The 19827-nt window shown below is 69.0% G+C and carries 17 protein-coding genes and 1 pseudogene; 7 read left to right on the top strand and 11 right to left on the bottom strand.

Annotation, left to right across the window (positions count from 1 at the left end; translation table 11 throughout):
• From AB8Z75_RS13445 to AB8Z75_RS13435, 3 genes are all read left to right on the top strand, one after another.
• Positions 1 to 719, top strand: a 719-nt coding sequence (locus AB8Z75_RS13445; RefSeq protein WP_369201725.1) for an amidase, incomplete at its 5' end; no start/stop codon positions are given.
• 89 nt (positions 720 to 808) lie between these two features.
• On the top strand, positions 809 to 1372 hold the full coding sequence (locus AB8Z75_RS13440; protein WP_369201724.1) for a TetR/AcrR family transcriptional regulator: 564 nt from the start codon (positions 809 to 811) through the stop codon (positions 1370 to 1372).
• A 152-nt stretch (positions 1373 to 1524) separates the two neighbouring features.
• The gene (locus tag AB8Z75_RS13435) at positions 1525 to 2337 is read left to right on the top strand and encodes an SAM-dependent methyltransferase (protein ID WP_369201723.1); all 813 of its coding nucleotides are present in this window, start codon (positions 1525 to 1527) and stop codon (positions 2335 to 2337) included.
• Between the two features lie 187 nt (positions 2338 to 2524).
• On the opposite strand, the pseudogene AB8Z75_RS13430 reads toward AB8Z75_RS13435, so the two are convergent.
• The 4 genes and pseudogenes from AB8Z75_RS13430 to AB8Z75_RS13415 form a co-directional block, all read right to left on the bottom strand.
• Positions 2525 to 3075, bottom strand: a pseudogene (locus AB8Z75_RS13430) (carboxyl transferase domain-containing protein); the annotation flags it as partial.
• Between the two features lie 244 nt (positions 3076 to 3319).
• The gene (locus AB8Z75_RS13425) at positions 3320 to 3976 is read right to left on the bottom strand and encodes a nucleotide disphospho-sugar-binding domain-containing protein (RefSeq protein ID WP_369201726.1); all 657 of its coding nucleotides are present in this window, start codon (positions 3974 to 3976) and stop codon (positions 3320 to 3322) included.
• A gap of 25 nt (positions 3977 to 4001) precedes the next feature.
• Positions 4002 to 4226: a hypothetical protein gene (locus tag AB8Z75_RS13420; RefSeq protein ID WP_369201722.1), complete on the bottom strand. Its 225-nt coding sequence runs from the start codon at positions 4224 to 4226 to the stop codon at positions 4002 to 4004.
• A 237-nt stretch (positions 4227 to 4463) separates the two neighbouring features.
• Positions 4464 to 5042: a TetR/AcrR family transcriptional regulator gene (locus AB8Z75_RS13415; protein ID WP_369201721.1), complete on the bottom strand. Its 579-nt coding sequence runs from the start codon at positions 5040 to 5042 to the stop codon at positions 4464 to 4466.
• Positions 5043 to 5386: 344 nt separating this feature from the next.
• On the opposite strand from AB8Z75_RS13415, the gene AB8Z75_RS13410 reads away from it, so the two are divergent.
• Positions 5387 to 6823, top strand: a complete 1437-nt coding sequence (locus tag AB8Z75_RS13410; protein WP_369201720.1) for an MFS transporter — start codon at positions 5387 to 5389, stop codon at positions 6821 to 6823.
• Positions 6824 to 7099: 276 nt separating this feature from the next.
• Here the strand turns inward: AB8Z75_RS13410 and AB8Z75_RS13405 are convergent, their stop codons facing one another.
• Both AB8Z75_RS13405 and AB8Z75_RS13400 read right to left on the bottom strand, forming a co-directional pair.
• On the bottom strand, positions 7100 to 7861 hold the full coding sequence (locus AB8Z75_RS13405; protein WP_369201719.1) for an SDR family NAD(P)-dependent oxidoreductase: 762 nt from the start codon (positions 7859 to 7861) through the stop codon (positions 7100 to 7102).
• Between the two features lie 163 nt (positions 7862 to 8024).
• Complete coding sequence (locus AB8Z75_RS13400; RefSeq protein ID WP_369201718.1) at positions 8025 to 8537, bottom strand: MBL fold metallo-hydrolase; 513 nt, start codon at positions 8535 to 8537, stop codon at positions 8025 to 8027.
• 595 nt (positions 8538 to 9132) lie between these two features.
• Between AB8Z75_RS13400 and AB8Z75_RS13395 the strand changes: the two genes are divergently transcribed.
• Positions 9133 to 9438, top strand: a complete 306-nt coding sequence (locus tag AB8Z75_RS13395; RefSeq protein ID WP_369201717.1) for a hypothetical protein — start codon at positions 9133 to 9135, stop codon at positions 9436 to 9438.
• A gap of 36 nt (positions 9439 to 9474) precedes the next feature.
• On the opposite strand, the gene AB8Z75_RS13390 is transcribed toward AB8Z75_RS13395, so the two are convergent.
• On the bottom strand, positions 9475 to 11004 hold the full coding sequence (locus tag AB8Z75_RS13390) for a helix-turn-helix domain-containing protein (RefSeq protein WP_369201716.1): 1530 nt from the start codon (positions 11002 to 11004) through the stop codon (positions 9475 to 9477).
• A gap of 189 nt (positions 11005 to 11193) precedes the next feature.
• On the opposite strand from AB8Z75_RS13390, the gene AB8Z75_RS13385 reads away from it, so the two are divergent.
• Positions 11194 to 11652 (top strand): DNA-binding protein, encoded by a 459-nt coding sequence (locus AB8Z75_RS13385; RefSeq protein ID WP_369201715.1) that lies wholly within the window; start codon positions 11194 to 11196, stop codon positions 11650 to 11652.
• 24 nt (positions 11653 to 11676) lie between these two features.
• Here AB8Z75_RS13385 and AB8Z75_RS13380 read toward each other — a convergent pair whose 3' ends face one another.
• Entirely contained in the window at positions 11677 to 13101 is a 1425-nt protein-coding gene (locus AB8Z75_RS13380; RefSeq protein ID WP_369201714.1) for an APC family permease, read from the bottom strand.
• Positions 13102 to 13535: 434 nt separating this feature from the next.
• On the opposite strand from AB8Z75_RS13380, the gene acnA reads away from it, so the two are divergent.
• On the top strand, positions 13536 to 16280 hold the full coding sequence (gene acnA / locus AB8Z75_RS13375) for an aconitate hydratase AcnA (protein ID WP_369201713.1): 2745 nt from the start codon (positions 13536 to 13538) through the stop codon (positions 16278 to 16280).
• 82 nt (positions 16281 to 16362) lie between these two features.
• Here acnA and AB8Z75_RS13370 read toward each other — a convergent pair whose 3' ends face one another.
• Genes AB8Z75_RS13370 through AB8Z75_RS13360 form a run of 3 tightly spaced genes read right to left on the bottom strand, consistent with a single transcriptional unit; the run spans position 16363 to position 19654 of the window.
• A complete protein-coding gene (locus AB8Z75_RS13370) occupies positions 16363 to 16917 on the bottom strand; it encodes a hypothetical protein (protein ID WP_369201712.1) in 555 nt (184 codons plus the stop codon).
• On the bottom strand, positions 16910 to 19156 hold the full coding sequence (locus AB8Z75_RS13365) for a DUF6571 family protein (protein ID WP_369201711.1): 2247 nt from the start codon (positions 19154 to 19156) through the stop codon (positions 16910 to 16912). The genes AB8Z75_RS13370 and AB8Z75_RS13365 overlap by 8 nt, the downstream gene beginning before the upstream one ends.
• A 9-nt stretch (positions 19157 to 19165) precedes the next feature.
• Positions 19166 to 19654: a hypothetical protein gene (locus tag AB8Z75_RS13360; protein ID WP_369201710.1), complete on the bottom strand. Its 489-nt coding sequence runs from the start codon at positions 19652 to 19654 to the stop codon at positions 19166 to 19168.
• Positions 19655 to 19827 lie beyond the last annotated feature (173 nt).

The following is a 19827-nucleotide window of genomic DNA, read 5'->3' as shown; positions in this document are numbered from 1 at the left end:
CCCCCGGCACGGACCCGTCCCACCCGACCGGCCCCACGGGCCCGTCGCACCCGGCCGGCCCCTCGGAGCCGTCGGACCTGACGGGGCTGCGCGTCGGAGTGCCGCGTACCTACTACTTCGACCGCGTCGACGGGCAGGTCGAGGCGGCCGTCCGTCGCGCGCTCGCCCACCTGGAGGCGCTGGGGGCGCGCCTCGTCGAGGTCGAGACCCCGATGGCGCGCTACGTCCAGGCGGCGCAGTGGGGCCTGATGGTCCCGGAAGCCACCGCCTACCACGAACGGACCCTGCGCGCCGCGCCCGACCTGTACGGCGCCGACGTCCGCGTCCTCCTCGAAGCGGGCGCGCTGATGGGCGCCGGCGACTACCTGCGCGCCCAGCGGGCCCGGACGCTGATGCGGCAGGCGTGGGAACACATGCTGGAGGAGGTGGACCTGGTCGCGGCCCCGACCGTCCCGACGACCGCGTCACCCGTCGACGAGGAAACCGTCACCTGGCCGGACGGCACCACCGAGGCCGTCTCCGACGCCTACGTGCGCCTCTGCGCCCCCGCCAACCTCACCGGGATGCCCGCGCTCACACTCCCCGTGGGGCACGGCGCGGACGGCCTGCCGGTCGGCATGCAGCTCATCGGACGGCCGCTCGGGGAGCCGGTCCTCCTGCGGACGGGCCACGCCTACGAGACGACCCGGCTTGTGCGCGAGCTCGCCAGGGCGGCGTGAGGCGGGCGGCGTGCCACGGTCCCGCCCCTCGTCGCGCGGAGAGCGGCCCTGGAGGCTAGAAGCAAGGAATTTGCTTTAAGGTGGATGTCATGAGCCGTCGACCGATGGTGCGCCCCGGTGGACGCAGCGCCCGGGTGCAAGAAGCAGTGCACACCGCCGTTCGCGAACTGGTGGCGGAGGTGGGCCGGGACGCACTGACGGTGCCCCAGGTCGCCACCCGCGCTGGAGTCACCCCCTCGACGGTCTACCGCCGCTGGGGCGATCTGAAGGAACTGCTCTCGGACGTGGCGGTCGAACGGCTGCGCCCCGAGACGCCGCCGGACGACCTGGGAAACCTGGCCGCCGACCTGACGGCATGGGCGGAGGAGTTCCTCGACGAGATGTCCTCCCCGCCCGGCCGTGCCTACATCAGGGACGCGCTGCTCGGCGACCCGGACGGCGGCAACGGCGGCCAGTGCTCGGCCTACGCGGCCGAGCAGATCGACGTCGTCCTCGCCCGCGCGACCGACCGCGACGAGCCGGTCCCCGACGTCGAAACCGTCATCGACCGCGTCGTGGCCCCCATGATGTACCGCATCCTCTTCCGCCCCGACGGACTCGACCCCGCCTACGCCCACCGCCTGGTGACCGGACTGCTCACCGAACAGACGTAGTCCCGCCTCCTCGTCGGACGGGTGCGGACCCCGCGCCTCGACCCGACGCCGCGTCGCCGCCCGCCCCAACGCCGCTCGCCTGCCCGCGACTTCGGCCCCTCGCGAGCGGGGCGTAGGCTCCCGGGCGAGTGGGACGACGAAGGGACAGCGGAGTGAGTGAGTACATCAGCCCGTCGAGCGGCGTCGGCGGACGGGCGACCACAGTGGCCCACAACGCCAGGGTGTGGAACTACTGGCTTGGCGGCAAGAACTACTACCCCGTCGACAAGGAGATCGGCGACCACGTGCTCAGCATGTTCCCCACCATCGCCGAAGCGGCCCGCGCCGACCGGGCGTTCCTCCGCCGCGCCGTCACCTACCTGACGGAAACGGTGGGGATCCGGCAGTTCCTCGACATCGGTACGGGGCTGCCCACCGTCGACAACACCCACGAGGTCGCCCAGCGCATCGCGCCCGAGTCACGGATCGTGTACGTCGACAACGACCCCACCGTCCTCGTGCACGCCCGCGCCCTGCTCACCGGCTCCCCCGAGGGCGCCACCGACTACATCGACGCGGACGCGCACGAGCCGGAAACGATCCTGCAAGGCGCCGCCCGCACCCTGGACTTCGACCGCCCGGTGGCCGTGATGATGCTCGGCATACTCAACTTCGTCCTGGACACGGACGCGGCGAAGGGCATCGTGCGACGCATCATGGATGCCGTGCCCTCCGGCAGCTACCTCGTCCTCACCCACCCCACCTTGGAGATCGGCGAGGGCGGCGCCGCGATGATGCGGTTCTGGAACGAGAACGCGACACCTCCGATCACCGGCCGCGACAGCTCCCAGATCGCGGACTTCTTCGAGGGCCTTCAGATGCTGGAGCCGGGCATCGTGCCCTGCTCGCAGTGGCGGGCCGAGCAGCCGGCGGACGTGAGCGAGCGGGAGGTCGCGGAGTTCGGCGTGGTGGGACGCAAGCCGTAACCGGCCGGGCCGTGGCCCGCGGCGCCCCTCGCCGACCCCGCCTGCGTGCGGGCCGGAAAGGGGCGCGGCACCACGGCGCGCGGGTCCTCAGATGTCCCGGAAGAGACCAGTGAACGCGGTGACCTGCCGCGATGAGTGACCTGTGGACGCTGACCTGTGCGAATGGCCTTTCGGCTGTTTCACGCTCGTGCCGGATGATGCCGCCGTGTTCCTGGTCGACACCGGGCAGAAAGCCGGGGACGTCCACCAGGGTCACGAGGGGGATGTTGAAGGCGTCGCAGAACTGCACGAATCGCGCGCCCTTGTCGGACGCGCTGATGTCCAGTGCCCCGGCCATTTGGGCGGGCTGGTCGGCGACGATGCCCGTCACGTGTCCGTCCATCCGAACCAGTGCGCAGACGACGTTGCGCGCCCAGTGTTCGTGCATCTCGAAGAACTCGCCGTTGTCGACGATCTTTTCGAGCACGCTCCGTACGTCGTAGGCGAGGGTCGGCTCGCCGGGTACAAGCCCCAGCAGGCGCTCGCTGCGCCGTTCCTGCGGTTCTCCAGCCCGAACCCGGTGGCGCGGTGTCTGCGGAATCTCTCGACCTCGGTGAAGGTGTCCTCGTCGAAGAGGAGCGCAAGCCGCTCCCGTGCGGTGAGTTCTCCCTTCCCGTGCTGAGCGGCGGTTGCCCTGGCGCTGGGTCCGGCCTGGGTCTCGTCCCGCAGCACGGCCAGCTCCGCGACCCTGGCCCTCATCGAATCGGAGTCGCCGTCCCCGTCAGGACCGGCGGGAGGATCGATCCGTTTCTCCTCGGCGAGGCTTACTCATGCGTCCCTTCGTGGGTGTGCCGTACGCCGACGAGGGTCGGCGTCGAATCTGAAGGTGATCTAGAACAGCCCTAGAACAGCCCTCGGACGGTTTTCGAGCGCGGCGACGCCCCGGACCCGGTGCGGCCTCCTGGGCGGGCGCGGCCTCCCGGATCGCGGTGCGGCCTCCCGGCTAAGGGCGTCCGGCGGCGAGCTTTTCCAGCGCGTCGACCAGCGCGGGAGGCGGGTCCAGAGCCGTGATCTCCTCCGAAAGCGCGCGCGCCTTTCGTGTGTACGAGAGGTCGGACAGGATTTTCCCGCACGCCGCGGCCACGTTGTCCGGCGTATCTTCGCCTCGGTGCAGGACGACGCTGGAACCGTGCTGTTCCAGACGGTCCAGTGAATTTCTCAGCAGGTCCCACTGGTTGAGAATGACCTGGGGAGTCCCGGCGCTCATGACGGTCAAGCCCGTGAGCCCGCCATTGTGGTGCACGATGAGGTCACACGTCGGGGCCAGGAAATCCATCGGAACCCAGTCGGCGTGGATTTGTGGGTACCTGCTCCAGAGCTCGGCGGCAACGGAACCTGTGGCCGCGACGACCACCTCCACATCCAGCGGAAGCAGCTTCTCGATGGATCCACAGAGATAGTCCAGCGTTTGGCGTATGGCACCCCGCATGCTGCCCAGGGTCACGCACACCCGCGTTCGCTGCCCACGCGTATACATCCAGGGTTCCAGCTTCTTCTGCCTGTTCCCGGAAATCCAGCGCATCATGTGTGCGGTGTCCGCGTCCGGGGGCCGCAGGGCCGGGGGGGGGCAGATGTCGATCAGGAGGTCCGGTTCCGGCAGCCGGTCCAGGCCGAGTTCGGCCAGCTCAGGGGCCAGTTCGTCGTCGGCGTACGGGTGTACGGGGGCCGAAGTCCATCCAGTCCCACGCCTGCCGCACGTGAGGAACGCCCAAGTGTGCGCTCAGCAGGGACGAGGAGTAGTCGAGCGTTCCGCCGACCACGACGTCGGGGCGCCAGTCCCGGGACAGGTCGAGCAGCCCTTTGATGTTCACGGCGGCCTGTCGCCCGAACCAGCTGCCGAGGAAGGGCACTTCGTCCTCCGGGTCGGGGGGGAAATGATCTTTCCGCCCGGCCTGTCCATGGAGTTGATGCTGTCGGCCGTCTCATTGGGAACGGTCGCGAAGGCTGGAATGCCGACGGCCTCGATCATCGGCGTCAATTCACCCATTCCACCCACCCGAAGAGGAACTGCACGGAGCACGGTCCCTAGCAGGTTCGGCTGGATACCTAAACTCCGACTCAAGGGGCGATGCTCGTCGCCCTCATCGTCAGGGCGTCTTGGCGGGGCGGATGCCGTTGAGGGCGATATCGAGGTGCCGACGCCAGTCGGGGTTCCCGCCGGGTTTGAAGTACATCGTGGACATGATGCCGACGGTGAGGAGGGGGAAGTCGGCGATGGTGAGATCGGGGCGTACGGCGCCGGCTTCCACGGCGCGGTTGATGATGCGGGTGATGGACTCGGCGAATTTGGCTTTTTGTTGTTCGAGGCCGTCCCCCGCGAGTTCGTTCGAACTCATGAGGGCGAGTTGGAATCCGGCGTCGCCGTCGGCGGCTTCGAGGTAGCCGCGCAGGACGGTTTCGAAGGCTTCGCCGGGGTCGGCGATCTGTTCGGCGGCGCGTGCGAGGTCGGTCATGCTCTGGAAGCGTGCGTGGACCATGGCGGTCAGCAGAGCCTGTTTGTTGGGGAAGTGCCGGTAGAGGGTGCCGATGCCGAGGCCGGAGCGGGTGGCGATCTCTTCCATCTGGACATCGTGGCCCCGGTCGGCGAACAGCTCGCCGGCCGAGGTCATGATCCGCTCGCGGTTGCGTCGCGCGTCGGCGCGCAGGGGGCGTTCGGGCTCAGGCATCGGGGTCCCAGTGGATTAGGCATCGCTTGACAACAGGAATCTTAGTTCCGTATGGTCCCACGGCCAAGAGAGGAATAGGAATTCCGTTTCCAGATCGTGACCCGTGAGACGTCACGGCGGTTGTCACCTGCCCATGGCCGGGCGGCGAGGCGTCGAGACATCCGTACGACCAGCCGCGCAACCGTTCTCTTTGCTGTCCGGCCGCGCGGCCGGGCGCACCGGAACGGGAAGTCGCGTCGGCGGACAGTCGAGGAGGAATCATCATCAACGAGAAGGGCACGGCCCAGGAGGCTGTCTCCGGTGCCGCTCGGCCCGAAGCCGAGGACGCGGCGGGCGCGCCGGAAGTGGTGCCGCACCGGTGGCACATCCTGTTCCTGGTCTGCACGGCTCAGTTCATGTGTGTGCTCGACGACACGATCGTCAACGTCGCCCTCCCGTCGATTCAGCACGGACTCGGTTTCTCCAACGCGAATCTGCCGTGGGCGATCAACGGATATCTGGTGACCTTCGGCGGGCTGCTGCTGCTCGGCGGGCGCGCCTCCGATCTGTTCGTCCGCAGAACGGTGTTCCTGGCAGGGCTGGTGGTGTTCGGTGTCGCCTCGCTCGCCTGCGGGATGTCGCAGGGCTCGGCGGCACTGATCATCTCCCGGGCCGCGCAGGGGATCGGGGCCGCACTGATGTCGGCAGCGGCATTGGCGATCCTGACCGTGACGTTCACTGGCGCCGAACGCAACCGCGCCTTCGGCGTATGGGGTGGTCTCGCGGGTGCCGCAGGTGCTCTGGGCATGCTCCTCGGCGGGATCCTGACCAGCGTGCTGAGCTGGCGCTGGGTGTTCCTGATCAATGTGCCCCTCGTCGTCGTGGTCGCCGTGATGAGCCTGCGGGTCATTCCCCGCGCGCGTGCCCAGCAGCGGCCCGCGCTCGACCCGCTCGGGGCGATCTCGGTGACCGGCGGTCTGGGACTGCTCATCTACGCGATCGTGCACACCGAGCAGGCGGGGTGGGGTTCGCCCGTCACGCTGGCCTGCCTGACGGGCGCCGCTGTGCTGCTCGCCTTCTTCGCCGTGGCCGAGTCCCGTCACAGCGCGCCGCTGATCCCGTTGGGTGTATTCCGCCGGCGCAACGTCAGCGGTGGCGTCATCTGCGGGATTCTGCTGTCCGCCTCGATGCTTGCCCTGTTCTTCTTCCTCACGCTCTTCATGCAGCGGGTCCTGGGCTACAGCGCGTTCGAGAACGGGCTGGCCTACCTGCCGATGTCCCTCGCGGTGGTCGTGACGGCGGCGATGTCCGCCCAGCTGGTCGGCCGATTCGGTTTCAGGACACTGTTGGTGGCGGGCTTCGTCCTGATCGCGGGGGCGATGGCGTGGTTCGCGCAGGTCGATGTGGACAGCAGCTATGTGACCGGCCTGCTGCCGCCCGCACTGATCGGCGGAGCAGGGCTGGGGGCGACGCTGGTGAGCGTCATCACCACGGTCACGCACGACCTCAGTGGTGAGGGCGAGTCCGGCATCGCTTCCGGACTGGTGGGCACGGTTCAGCAGATGGGCGGCGCGCTGGGAATCTCGGTGCTCTCCACCATCGCTGCCGCCCGGACCGACTCGGCGATGGCGGACTCCCTGGGCACCTCAGCCGCCCTCGTCGAGGGATACCAGCTCGCGTTCTACACCGCGGCAGGGGTCGCCGTAGCCGGCGTCGTCGTCGCGCTGCTCGTCGTGACCAGGCCGGTGGTTGCGGCGGAGAAAGAAGGCGCCTCGCACCCGGCACCCGCGCCCGGAGCTTGACGCCAGCCCCCCGACGGGCTCCGGACGGGCTCCTGACGGGGCCACTCGACCGGGAGGGGGCGAGCGGGTTCGGGCGATCCCCCGTGCGCCTCGGCCCCACCGCCCCCTCCCTCTCCGGCTGGGCCCCCTCTCCGTTCTGGGCCGCTGTCGGCGGCCCCAGCCGCCCGGCCGCCGAACGCGACCTCAACCGCCTCGGCGCCGGGCACCGCCATCGCTCGGTTCCCCGCACAGGGAGCCGAGCGATGGTTCGTTGTGTGCGGCACTCCTGCGCGGCCGTCAGCAGATGCTGGTGCCGCCGTCGACGCGGAGCACAGCGCCGGTGAGGTACGACGCCTCGGGGCGGGCGGCGTTGACGATCCACCAGGCGATCTCTTCCGGCGTGCCCATGCGGCCGAGCGGGATGGACTCCGCGCTCCTGCTCCGTTGCGCCTCGATCTGCTGTGGCGCGACACCGGCGTGGACAAGTACGGGAGTCCGCGTCGGTCCGGGGGCGACGGAGACCACGCGGATGCCCGACGGCGCCAGCTTTCTGGCCCAGGTGTGGGTGAGGAAGTCCAGCCCGACCTTGGTGGCGCCGTACACCGAGTTTCCCGGCCAGCCCCGCTGCGGCGGGTTGGATGTCACATTGACGACGACACCGCCCTCCGGCATGTGCTCCACCGCGGCCTGGGCGAGGAACAGCGGCCTCAGCAGGTTGGTGGCGATCTGATCCTGCGCCAGGCCCGGGTCGATCGCGCCCAGCTTCGCCGGGCGAGTGATGCCCGCGTTGTTCACCAGCACGTCGATGCGGCCGGTCCCTTGATCAGGGCCGTGCCGTGAGCCCTGAAGAGCGGCGCGCACGATGTCGGCCGGGCCGCTGCGGGACGCGACGTCGGCCGTGAGTACGCGGATGCCCGGTCGGCCGTCCGCTGTTTCCTTCAGCGTTCCCCCGGACCTGCCGACAGCCAGCACATCGGCGCCCTCATCGGCGAACAGACGCGCGGTCGACTGCCCGATCCCCGTGCCGACGCCGGTCACGACCACTGTGCGGCCGCGCATTGGGCGCGCGGCAGGCCATCCTTCCTCGGCGAGGCTCACTCGTACATCCCTTCGTGCGGTGTGCCGTCCGCCGACGAGAGCCGGCGACGGATCTGCAGGCGAACAGCGCTCAAGGATCCTCGGACGGCGCTCGAACGCGGCGAGCAAGTCCCGCTGTACGCCGTCAGGCGTGGCAGGCCGGAACGCTGCCGTGCTGAGCGATCATCTCGGCGAACAGCGCGCCGATGTCCAGCGGTTCGCCGGGGGCGGCACCGCGCTCCTCGGCATAGGCCCGGGACAGGTGGCGCAACAGGCGTTCGGAGTCGATGAGTTGCGCGAAAGAGCCCAGGTCGGCGCTGTCCGCCAGCTCCCGGTAGGTGAGCCCGCCGGCCAGGCCGTCCCGTGCCAGACGGCGCAGCCAGCGCAGATAGTCCTCGGTGGCGTCGAGTATCGCCGGGCCTCCCACGGGGCCGTGCCCGGGGACGACCGCGCGCGGCACCCAGGCACGCATGATGTCCAGGGTCTCGAGTGAGGCCGACACGGATCCCATGGGTACGAAGGGGGTGACGCCCGACATGGCCAGATCGCCGGTGATCAGCACGGACTGGTCGGGAAGCCACACGACGGTGTCCCCCGGGCTGTGCCCGGGGCCGAGGTGCAGGAGTTCCATGCGCACCGACCCGTTGTGCAGAGTCATCCGGTCGCAGGCCGCGGTCGAGGACCGTCGTCTTGGACGCAACCCATGCCGGTCCAGCCCGGTCGGCCCTCCGGCCGCCGCGCCCCGCAGGGTCGAAGCGTGGGCGCCCGAACGAGGCCTGGCGGTGCGGGAGGCTCTGCCGGACCGCTACCGGCTCCTCCTCGTGATCGGAGCAGGTCTCGGGCTCCGGCAAGGGGAGGCGCTTGGTCTCTCAGCGGACGACGTCGACTTCGAGAAGGAAGTTGTTCACGTCCGGCGGCAGGTCAAGATGGTGTGCGCGAAATTGTGTTTCGCGCTCCCCAAGGGCCGCAAGGTACGGGACGTGTCGCTGCCGTCCAGCGTGGCCCGGGTCACCGCTAGCACATGGCGCAATTCGCGCCGGTGCCGGTCACGCTTCCCTGGGACGACCCGACTCCTGCCGAGACGCCGGTGGACGCCAAGCACAGGCGGCCGAGCACCTACAGCCTCCTGGTGACAGGACGTGAGCGGAAGGCCGTCAACCGGAACTACTTCAACTCGTACGTGTGGAAGCCCGCCCTGGCTGCGGCGGGCGTGATCGCTCCGCTGGAGGAGGACAGCGCTGACGGTGCCCGCCGTGTGGGAGCCGTCCAGGGAACACGGCTTCCACGCCCTGCGCCACTTCTACGCCTCCGAGGAACTGGGGGCTGGCGAATCGGTCGTCTCCCTGGCCCGCTGGCTGGGGCGCTCCGACCCCGGGTTCACGCTGCGGAAGTACTCCCACTTCCTGCCCCGCGCCGGCGCACGGGGCAGCGCCGCCATCGACGCGATTCGCGTAGCCGCCGGTCGGCAGAGCCCGTGGAGCGTGACCCGTAGCCAGCCGCGGGCCCAAAGTCCCAGAGAAGTCCCAGAGATGCCGCCGCACCCCTGTCTGACCCGCTAGGTAGCAGGTCAGACAGGGTGCGACGGCATCGTCATATTAAATGTCCCGGAACGTCTCGATCTGCGCGCCCACCTCGTTGAGGCGCTCCGCCAGGTCCTCGTAGCCGCGGTTGATGACGTACACGTTCCGCAGGACCGAGGTGCCTTCCGCCGCCATCATGGCCAGCAGGACGACGACGGCCGGGCGCAGTGCGGGCGGGCACATCATCTCGGAGGCGCGCCAGCGGGTGGGGCCCTCGACCAGGACGCGGTGCGGGTCGAGCAACTGGAGCCTGCCGCCCAGCCGGTTGAGGTCGGTCAGGTAGATGGCCCGGTTGTCGTAGACCCAGTCGTGGATGAGGGTCTGGCCCTGCGCCGAGGCGGCGATCGCGGCGAAGAAGGGCACGTTGTCGATGTTGAGGCCGGGGAACGGCATGGGGTGGATCTTGTCGATGGGCGCCTCCAGCTTGGAGGGCCGCACCGTCAGGTCCGTCAGCCTCGTACGCCCGTTGTCGGCCGGGTACTCGGCGCTGCGGTCGAAGTCGAGGCCCATCTCCTCCAGGACCGCGAGCTCGATCTCCATGAACTCGGCCGGCACCCGGCGCACCGTCAGCTCCGACTCGGTGACGATGGCGGCGGCCACCAGGCTCATGGCTTCGACCGGGTCCTCGGACGGCGAGTAGTCCACGTCCGTGTCGATGACCGGGACGCCGTGCACCGTCAGCGTGGTGGAGCCGATGCCGTCCACGCGCACGCCGAGCTGCTCCAGGAAGAAGCACAGGTCCTGGACCATGTAGTTGGACGAGGCGTTGCGGATGACGGTGACACCCTCGTGCCGGGCGGCGGCCAGCAGCGCGTTCTCGGTGACGGTGTCCCCGCGCTCGGTCAGCACGATCGGCCGCTTGGGTGCGACGCCGGCTTCCACGTCGGCGTGGTAGATGCCTTCGGTGGCGGTGACCGCGAGACCGAAGTGGCGCAGTGCGCTCATGTGTGGTTCGACCGTACGAGTGCCCAGGTCGCAGCCGCCCGCGTAGGGGATGCGGAAGTGGCCCATCCGGTGGAGCAGCGGGCCGAGGAACATGATGATGCTCCGCGTGCGCCGGGCGGCCTCCTGGTCGATGGAATCCAGGTCCAGCTCGGCGGGCGGCACGATCTCCAGGTCGGAGCCGCCGTTGATCCACCGGCACCGCACCCCGATGGAGGAGAGGACCTCCAGGATGCGGTAGACCTCCTCGATCCGGGCGACTCTGCGCAGCACCGTGCGGCCGGAGTTGAGCAGCGAGGCGCACAGCAGGGCCACGCATGCGTTCTTGCTGGTCTTGACGTCGATGCTGCCGGACAGGCGGCGCCCGCCCACCACGCGCAGATGCATCGGGCCCGAGTACCCCAGCGAGACGATCTCGCTGTCCAGCGCCTCGGAGATCCGGGCGATCATCTCAAGGCTGATGTTCTGGTTGCCGCGCTCGATACGGTTCACCGCGCTCTGGCTGGTGCCGAGCGCGTCGGCCAGTTGAGACTGGGTCATACCACGGTGCTGGCGGGCATCGCGGATCAACTGGCCGATACGGGCCAGGTAGTCGTCGGTCATGCGAGGAGACTATCTCAGATGTGAGATAGGGGCTCACCCGGGGGCCCGTGGCGCGCCGGGCCGCCGGGGAACCGCCCGAATGCCACGGCCGGCTTGCTTCCGGGTACCCAGCATGCCGTACCTGGTGTGCAAACAAATTGTTCACAGGGAAACGTTGACAAGCTCTCTGGTCTCCCTGAGGCTGTTCCCATGGCATCCGTCGACGCACCGCAACCCCCGGCCCAGGACCCCTTCACGCCCCCGCATCCCGACCAGGCGCGGGCCCGGCGCGCACACGCCGCGCTCTTCCGTATCGCCGAGCGGCACGCGGCCACCGAGGCGCAGCGGGCCAGGCAGGCCCACCCCTCGATGCCGGGCGCGCACGAGGCCGTGCGGCTGGTCGCCTACCTGCTCAGCGGAGCCGCGAGCGCGCAGGAGGGCGAGCCGGGGGTGGACGAGGCGGACATCACCGCAGCCCTCACTCTCGTGCCCCGGGTGCGCGGGGAGCTGGACGAGCTGGAGGAGGGGCTGGTGCGGATGGCGCGCGGGCGGGGCATGACGTGGCCGCAGATCGCCTTCGGCCTCGGCCTGGGCACCCCGCAGGCCGCCCGGCAGCGCCACGAACGGCTCGTCGAACGGACCAGGTCCGGCGACCCCGAGGGCGCGTAGGTCCTCCCCTCGGGTGCCGCCCGCTCAGTCGCCGCGCGGGTGGTCCTCGCCGCGCACCCTCAGCACCAGCTTGTTGACCGCCCACAGGGCGACGCCGATCAGCACCAGGACGCCGGCCCTGATGTAGACGCCGGCCTCGCGGTCGGCCAGTGGGCTGGCGAGGATCAGCGCGGTGACGGCGCCCAGCACGGGGACCACGGTGGGCGCCCGGAAGTGGCGCTGCGCCACCCGGTCGCGGCGCAGCACGAGTACGGCCACGTTGACGACGGCGAAAACGCACAGCAGCAGGAACGAGGTGGTGTCGCCCAGCCCCGCGATCTCGCCCGTGGACACCAGGCCGATCGCCAGCAGCGTCACGAAGACGACGCCGACGACGGGGGTGCGGCGCCGGGGGAGCACGCGGCCCATGGCGCGGGGCAGGATGCGCTCGTTCGCCATGCCGTAGCACAGCCGCGAGGCCATCATGATGTTGATCAGTGCCGAGTTGGAGACGGCGAACAGCGCGATCACGGCGAACAGTTCGTGCGGGAAGTCGACACCGCCCGCCTTGACCACCTCCAGCAGCGGGCCGCTCGACTTCTCCAGCGTGCTCGTCGGTACGAGCAGCGAGGAGGCCAGCGCGACGAGGACGTAGACGGTGCCGGTGACCGCGACGCCGAGGAAGATGCCGCGCGGGAACGTGCGCTGCGGGTCCACGGTCTCCTCCGCCATGTTGACCGAGTCCTCGAACCCGACGAACGCGAAGAAGCCCAGCGCGGTGGCGCCCAGGACGCCGGAGAAGAGGGCGTAGCCGGTGCCGCCGGTCTCCAGGTCGCCCAGCCGCGCGGGGTCGCCCTCACCGGCGAGGGCGGCGTACAGGCCGATGCCGAGGATGATGGCCAGTCCGGTGATCTCGACCAGGGTGAGGACGACGTTCGCCTTCACCGACTCCGAGACGCCGCGCAGGTTCAGAGCCGCCAGGGCGAGCACGAACAGGATCGCCATCAGCGTCGCGGGCAGGGCGCCGTTCGTCAGCTCGTCCAGATAGTCGCCGCTGAAGGCCAGAGCCGCCGCGCTCGCGGAGGACAGCCCCGAGCACATCACCATGAAGGCGACGAGGAAGGTGAGGAAGGGCACCTTGAACGCGCGCTGCGTGTAGAGCGCGGCGCCGGCCGCCTTCGGATACTTGCCGACCAGCTCCACGTACGAGGCGGCCGTCAGCAGTGCGACGGCGAAGCCGATCGCGAACGGCAGCCACAGCGCACCGCCGACCTTCCCGGCGACCTTGCCCGTCGTGGCGTAGATCCCGGTCCCCAGGATGTCCCCGATCACGAACAGGATCAGCAGCTTGGGCCCGATGGCCCGCTTCAGCGCCGGCTCTTCCGGCGCGCCGGGTCCGCGCGGTGCGGGGACCGCTGGGTCTGTGGAGGACACGGCACCACTGTGCGGCAGAGGGCGCCGCGGGTCCATGGGTCGGACAGGGATCGGCGCGCCGCCGCCGCGGGCGTGTCGGCGAGGTCCGGCCCGGGCACTCGGGGATGGTCCGGTGCGGGCGCTCGCAGGCCGCGCGGTCCGGACGCTCGGGGGGCCGCCCGGTCCCGGCACTCGGGGGGTCGTCCGGTTGCGGGCACTCGGGGGCCGTCCGGCCCGGGCACTCGGAGGCCGTCCGGCCCGGGCACTCGGGGGAGGCGCTTGGGAGGCGTTCGGGGGCAGGCATGACCGGCGCGCGCTCGTGTACTAGAGTTATCTCGACATCGAGATAACTGGCGACGGCAAACGTCGCGGTCGCTGTCGCGAGGCGGCACGGGTGGACGGGTGGGCCAAGTAAGGCTTACCTAACTTCGTGGTTCGCTCACCATAGCGCACCGGCGGCCGATGCACACAAGGCACTGAAGGAGACTGTCGTGTCGGCGAACAGCTTCGACGCCCGCAGCACGCTGCAGGTGGGCGACGAGTCGTACGAAATCTTCAAGCTGGACAAAGTAGAGGGCTCCGCCCGGCTGCCCTACAGCCTGAAGGTCCTGCTGGAGAACCTGCTCCGCACCGAAGACGGCGCCAACATCACCGCCGACCACATCCGCGCACTCGGCAACTGGGACCCGAACGCGCAGCCGAGCCAGGAGATCCAGTTCACCCCGGCCCGCGTCATCATGCAGGACTTCACCGGCGTGCCCTGCGTCGTGGACCTGGCCACCATGCGCGAGGCCGTCAAGGAGCTCGGCGGCGACGCCGACCGCATCAACCCGCTCGCCCCGGCCGAGCTGGTCATCGACCACTCCGTCATCGCCGACACCTTCGGCACCTCCGACGCCTTCAAGAAGAACGTCGAGCTGGAGTACGGCCGCAACCGCGAGCGCTACCAGTTCCTGCGCTGGGGCCAGGGCGCCTTCGACGAGTTCAAGGTCGTCCCGCCCGGCACCGGCATCGTCCACCAGGTCAACATCGAGCACCTGGCCCGCACCGTCATGGTCCGGAACGGCCAGGCCTACCCCGACACCCTGGTCGGCACCGACTCGCACACCACCATGGTCAACGGCCTCGGCGTCCTGGGCTGGGGCGTCGGCGGCATCGAGGCCGAGGCCGCGATGCTGGGCCAGCCCGTCTCGATGCTCATCCCGCGCGTCGTCGGCTTCAAGCTGACCGGCGAGCTGCCCACCGGCACCACCGCCACCGACCTGGTGCTCACCATCACCGAGATGCTGCGCCACCACGGTGTGGTCGGCAAGTTCGTCGAGTTCTACGGCGAGGGCGTCGCCTCCGTGCCGCTGGCCAACCGCGCCACGATCGGCAACATGTCGCCGGAGTTCGGCTCCACCGCGGCGATCTTCCCGATCGACGACGAGACCCTCAACTACCTGAAGCTGACCGGCCGCAGCGCCGAGCAGCTCGCCCTGGTCGAGGCCTACGCCAAGGAACAGGGCCTGTGGCACGACCCGTCCCGCGAGCCGGAGTTCAGCGAGTACCTGGAGCTGGACCTGGCCACGGTCGTCCCCTCGATCGCCGGCCCGAAGCGCCCGCAGGACCGCATCGCGCTCGCCGACGCCGCGCACCAGTTCGGCCTCGACGTGGTCAACTACGTCTCCGAGACCGACACCGACGAGGCGGGCAAGGAGTCCTTCCCCGCGTCCGACGCGCCCGCCGTCTCCAACGGCGTGCCCAGCAAGCCGGTCCAGGTGACGGGCCCCGACGGCGTCACCTACGACCTGGACCACGGCGCCGTCGCCGTCGCGGCCATCACCTCCTGCACCAACACCTCCAACCCCTACGTCATGGTCGGCGCCGCGCTGCTGGCCAAGAAGGCGGTGGAGAAGGGGCTGACCCGCAAGCCCTGGGTCAAGACCACGCTGGCCCCGGGGTCCCAGGTCGTCATGGACTACTACGACCGCGCGGGCCTGACCCCCTACCTGGACAAGCTCGGCTTCAACCTCGTCGGCTACGGCTGCACCACCTGCATCGGCAACTCCGGACCGCTGCCGGACGAGGTCTCCCAGGCCGTCAACGACAACGACCTGGCCGTCGTCTCCGTCCTGTCCGGCAACCGCAACTTCGAGGGCCGGATCAACCCCGACGTCAAGATGAACTACCTGGCGTCCCCGCCGCTCGTGGTCGCCTACGCGCTGGCCGGCTCCATGAAGGTCGACATCACCAAGGACGCGCTGGGCACCGACCAGGACGGCAACCCGGTGTACCTGGAGGACCTGTGGCCCTCCGAGCAGGAGGTCGAGCAGGTCGTCGCCTCCGCCATCGGCCAGGAGATGTTCACCAAGGACTACGCCGACGTCTTCGCCGGTGACGCCCAGTGGCAGGCCCTCCCGGTCCCCACCGGCAACACCTTCGAGTGGGACACCGAGTCCACCTACGTGCGCAAGCCCCCCTACTTCGAGGGCATGGGCATGGAGCCGGCCCCGGTCACCGACATCTCCGGTGCCCGCGTCCTGGCCAAGCTGGGCGACTCGGTCACCACCGACCACATCTCCCCGGCCGGTGCGATCAAGGCCGACACCCCGGCCGGGAAGTACCTGACCGAGCACGGCGTGGCCCGCCGCGACTTCAACAGCTACGGCTCGCGGCGCGGCAACCACGAAGTGATGATCCGCGGCACCTTCGCCAACATCCGCCTGCGCAACCAGATCGCGCCGGGCACCGAGGGCGGCTTCACCCGGGACTTCACCCAGGAGGGCGGCCCGGTCTCCTACATCTACGACGCCTCCCAGAACTACCAGGCGCAGGGCACCCCGCTGGTCATCCTCGCGGGCAAGGAGTACGGCTCGGGTTCCTCCCGCGACTGGGCGGCCAAGGGCACCGCGCTGCTCGGCGTCCGCGCCGTCATCGCCGAGTCCTACGAGCGCATCCACCGCTCGAACCTCATCGGCATGGGCGTCCTGCCGCTCCAGTTCCCCGAGGGCAGCTCGGCCCTCGACCTCGGCCTGAGCGGCGAGGAGACCTTCACCCTCACCGGCATCACCGCCCTCAACGACGGCGAGATCCCGGCCACGGTCAAGGTCGCCACCGACACGGCCCCCGGCGAAGCCGACAATGTCCGCCGTGAGTTCGACGCGACCGTCCGCATCGACACCCCCGGAGAGGCGGACTACTACCGCAACGGCGGCATCCTCCAGTACGTCCTCCGCTCCCTGATCCGCGACTGACGTCCTCCCGGACGCCGAGCACACGCGACGGGCCGCACCCCCACGCCGGGGTGCGGCCCGTCGGCCGTTCATCCGTCGGCCCTCACCGGCACGGCGCCTGCTCCTTCACCGCCTCGGCGAACGGCACGATGAACCGCTTCATCGCCTTCTTGCTCTCCGCCCCGTCCTCCGGGACGTGCCGGGACTCCACCTCAACGATGTAGGTGTCGGCGGGTACGGTCCGCGGCTTTCCGTCCTTGGGCGGCGCACCGAGACGGGCCTCGGGGTTGAAACAGGGGAAGTAGGCGCTGGCCCGCCGCGGTCCGAGGTAGTACCTGCCCCCGAGCAGGCGGGTGCCGTGGTCGGTGTCGTAACCACGGGCTTTCAGCGTGCTGCGCACGGCCCAGGAACCGTCGACGTGCAGCTCCTCTTCCCCGTCGACGCTCAGCCTGCAGGAGCCTCCCGATTTCTTCTTCCACTGAAGGTGGTCGTTCTCGTGCAACTCCTTGCCGCCCGGAAGAAAAGGCTTCACCGTGTCCGGCTTCACGGAGATTCCGCACAGGTTGTCCGGCACTCGGTATTCGCGGTCGGAACCCCCACAGGCGGGCACCACCACCATGATCAGCGAGGCGAGCACCAGGCGCTTGGCGTTACTCACCGGAGCGACGCTCCTTGTTGTCGAACGCACTCTCTCTGAGTTGCTCACCGTGGTCGTACCCCTCACTCACGTCCTGAGCGATATGCCGGATGAAATCAGCGTGGTTGACTCCCGGCGGGAAGCCCGCCATCCGTACGGCGTGCTGCCCCCATGTCTCCGCCTCGTGTCGCGTGTTGAACGAGACGGTGGCAGCGTCGGCTGCATCCTCCTCCAGAGTGTTCTTTTTGTGGCTTTCCACGACGGAATCGATGATGCCGTCTGAGACGCCGGTCGCGAGGTCTCCCACGACGGGAACGCGTTCGGCGGCCGCTCCGATGGGGAAGCTGACGACCTGCTTCGCCATCTCACCGCGCTTCTCGACAGCTTCGTTGAACTGGCGCTCGGCCTCCTGGCCCTCGGCCATGACGGCGTCGTGCCGAGCGGAACCCAGAATCCCTTCGAGCGAGCCGCCGTTGCGAGCGATACTCCGCATGACTTCGTCCGTTGAGCCCTCGAATTCCCCCGGGTGGCGAATGGCTGCACGCATCAGGTCGGCTTGGTAGCTCTGCGCCCCCAGCGTGGCGGCGGCCTGCCCCTCGGGGTGCCTTCCGAGGGCATCAAGGAATCGGGCAGTGGACGTACTGTCGAATTCGACCGAATGCTCGGTGGGGAAGATTCCTGCGTTCCCTTGGGTATCTCCCTCTGCCACCGCCTTGTTGATCTCGGGCATGTACTCCGCTGCGATGTCCCCCAGGCTGTCACTGATACCGGCATCCGCGAACTCACGATTCGCGCTGATGGCCTCGGTGATTCTCCGGACGATATCCGCTCTCTGAGACGTGTGAGAAGGACCAGAGCCCTCGGGCGGCTGATCGTAGGGGGTACCGAGCGAGGCCGACTCCAGTGCGTGGCCCAGAGCGTTCTTCCCCTCTGCTATGCGCTCATCCGGTTTGGGAGACGAGCCGTCGTTGTTCCAGTCGTACTCGTTGTTGACCAGCTCTTCCAGGTACCGATAGTCGATGGTCTTGTGGGGGTCGACTTTTCCGTCTTCGTCGTAGGCCTTGACGCTACCCGGTTCGGCGGGGTCCTTCGAAAAGAACTCCTCGGACGCTTCGGGACTGTGTCCCAATGCCTCCAGCACGCTGGTCACCGGATCGTATCCGGCGTTCCCCTTGCTGTTCGGGTCAAGACCGAACTCCGTGTCAGGCCCTGACGGGCGGCTCCAGAAGCCCTTGGGATGGTCGTGCTGGAGTTGCACGACGTGTTCGGCGATGGGCGTGAGGAACCGCTTGTCGTAGTTGCCGTAGCGCAGGATGCCGCCCAGTACCTGGTAGCCCTTGGGCTCGTAACCGAGGCCGTCGAGGTGGAGGTCCTTCGCGCCCAGCCGGCGGAATGCGGGTCCCCAGTCCAGGTAGCCCTTGTGGTCGGGGTCCGTCGCGGTCGCCAGGGTCGGGCCGAGGTGCCGTTGCAGGGCCTGGATCGCGTCGAGGCGGGCCTTGCCCGCGTCCCCCGTGCCGTCGATCGACATTTTGGCGTAGTACTCGAGGGTCTCCTTCGGGCCGCCCAGGCCCTTGAAGAACGCGTGGCTGAACGCCGGGTTGTCCTTGTTGTACTTGAGCAGCTCCGCGAGTTCGCGCACCTCTGCGTTGCTCGCCGCAGCGCCTTCCTTGGTGATCCGCAGCGCCTGTTTGGCCTTGTACGCGTCGATCGGGCCGTTCTTGGAGAAGTTGTGCGGATCGTTGCCGTGGATCTGGGCCAGAATGTCGGCCGTGTAGGAGTCACGGTTGTTCGCGCGGGTGACCAGTGCGCTCAGGTCCTTCTCCAGCGTCCTCAGTTCCCTGAGCTTCTCCTCCGGAAGAACCTCGTTCTGATGGCCGGGCTGCGGAGGGTACTTGCAGATGACCTGTCCGTCCTTGCCGTCCGAGATGTCGATCCCTTTGCGCCGCGCTGCGTCCACCATGGTCTGGAGGTCGTCCTGGATCGATTTGAAGGCCTGGTAGGCGGCATTCAGTTCCTTGTGCAGATCCTTCGCCTGCGTGTGCGCGTCCTCGATCTCGTCCGCGACCGCTTTGACGAAGGGGCGCGTCACGTCGGCGTTGACGCCCGACCACCGGGCCTTATGCGCCTTCTTGAGCATGCCCCGGCGGGCTTCCGCAGCGGCGTCGTCCAGCTTGCCGGCCATGGTGTCCCATTGCGCGACGGCGGACTTCAGTGGTCCGAGGTCAATCTGGTAGATGTTGCGCCAGTTCAGTTTCGCCACGAGGCCCCCTCACTTGATCCACTTGTAGAGGGCCGAGGTTGAGACGGCGTCACCGTCGCGGGTCTTCAGGGACGCGGCGACGTCGTCGTCCTCTTTGGCGTGTGAGGCCTTCGTGTAGTCCAGGTGGTTGGAGATGCGGGCGCAGCCCTGTTGCAGGGTCTTGCGCTGGGTGTCCCAGATCTTCAGGGCCTTGCTCAGCGCGGCGCCTGACGCGAAGTTGTGTCCGTCCAGCTCCCGTGCGGCCCGGTCGGTGGTGCTGCGTCCCGAACCGTCGAGCCCCGCGCTGTCGATGTCGGCGCATTTCTGGAGTTTCCGGTGCAGGACGTAGGCATCGTGGCCTACGGTCCCGAGGTCGTCCTGGTACACGGTGAGGTTCGGTGCGTAGGTGCCGTCGCCGGCTGTGCCGGACTTCGCTTCGGTGCCGGCGAGTTCCATGCTGGGCGTCGCATTCGCTTGTGCGGTGCTTTTGAGGTGTGCCCACTCCTCGTTGAACGTCATAGTTCCCCCCTGTCGGTCCTGCCGGCCCTGCCGGCCCTGCCGGTCCCCCGGACGGTGTGCCAGGCCCGGCATGGTCACGTACTGTAGCGCGCCAACTACCAGCGTGCGGGGTCCCCGGGGTTTGTCATGGATGCGTGAGTGGGGGAGTGGGGTCGCGGTGCCGACGGGTGGGG

It is taken from the genome of Streptomyces sp. PU-14G (assembly GCF_041028275.1).
Classification (GTDB): domain Bacteria; phylum Actinomycetota; class Actinomycetes; order Streptomycetales; family Streptomycetaceae; genus Streptomyces.
The sequence above is the reverse complement of the archived record's forward strand: the minus strand, read 5'-3'. Positions and strand labels throughout refer to the sequence as shown.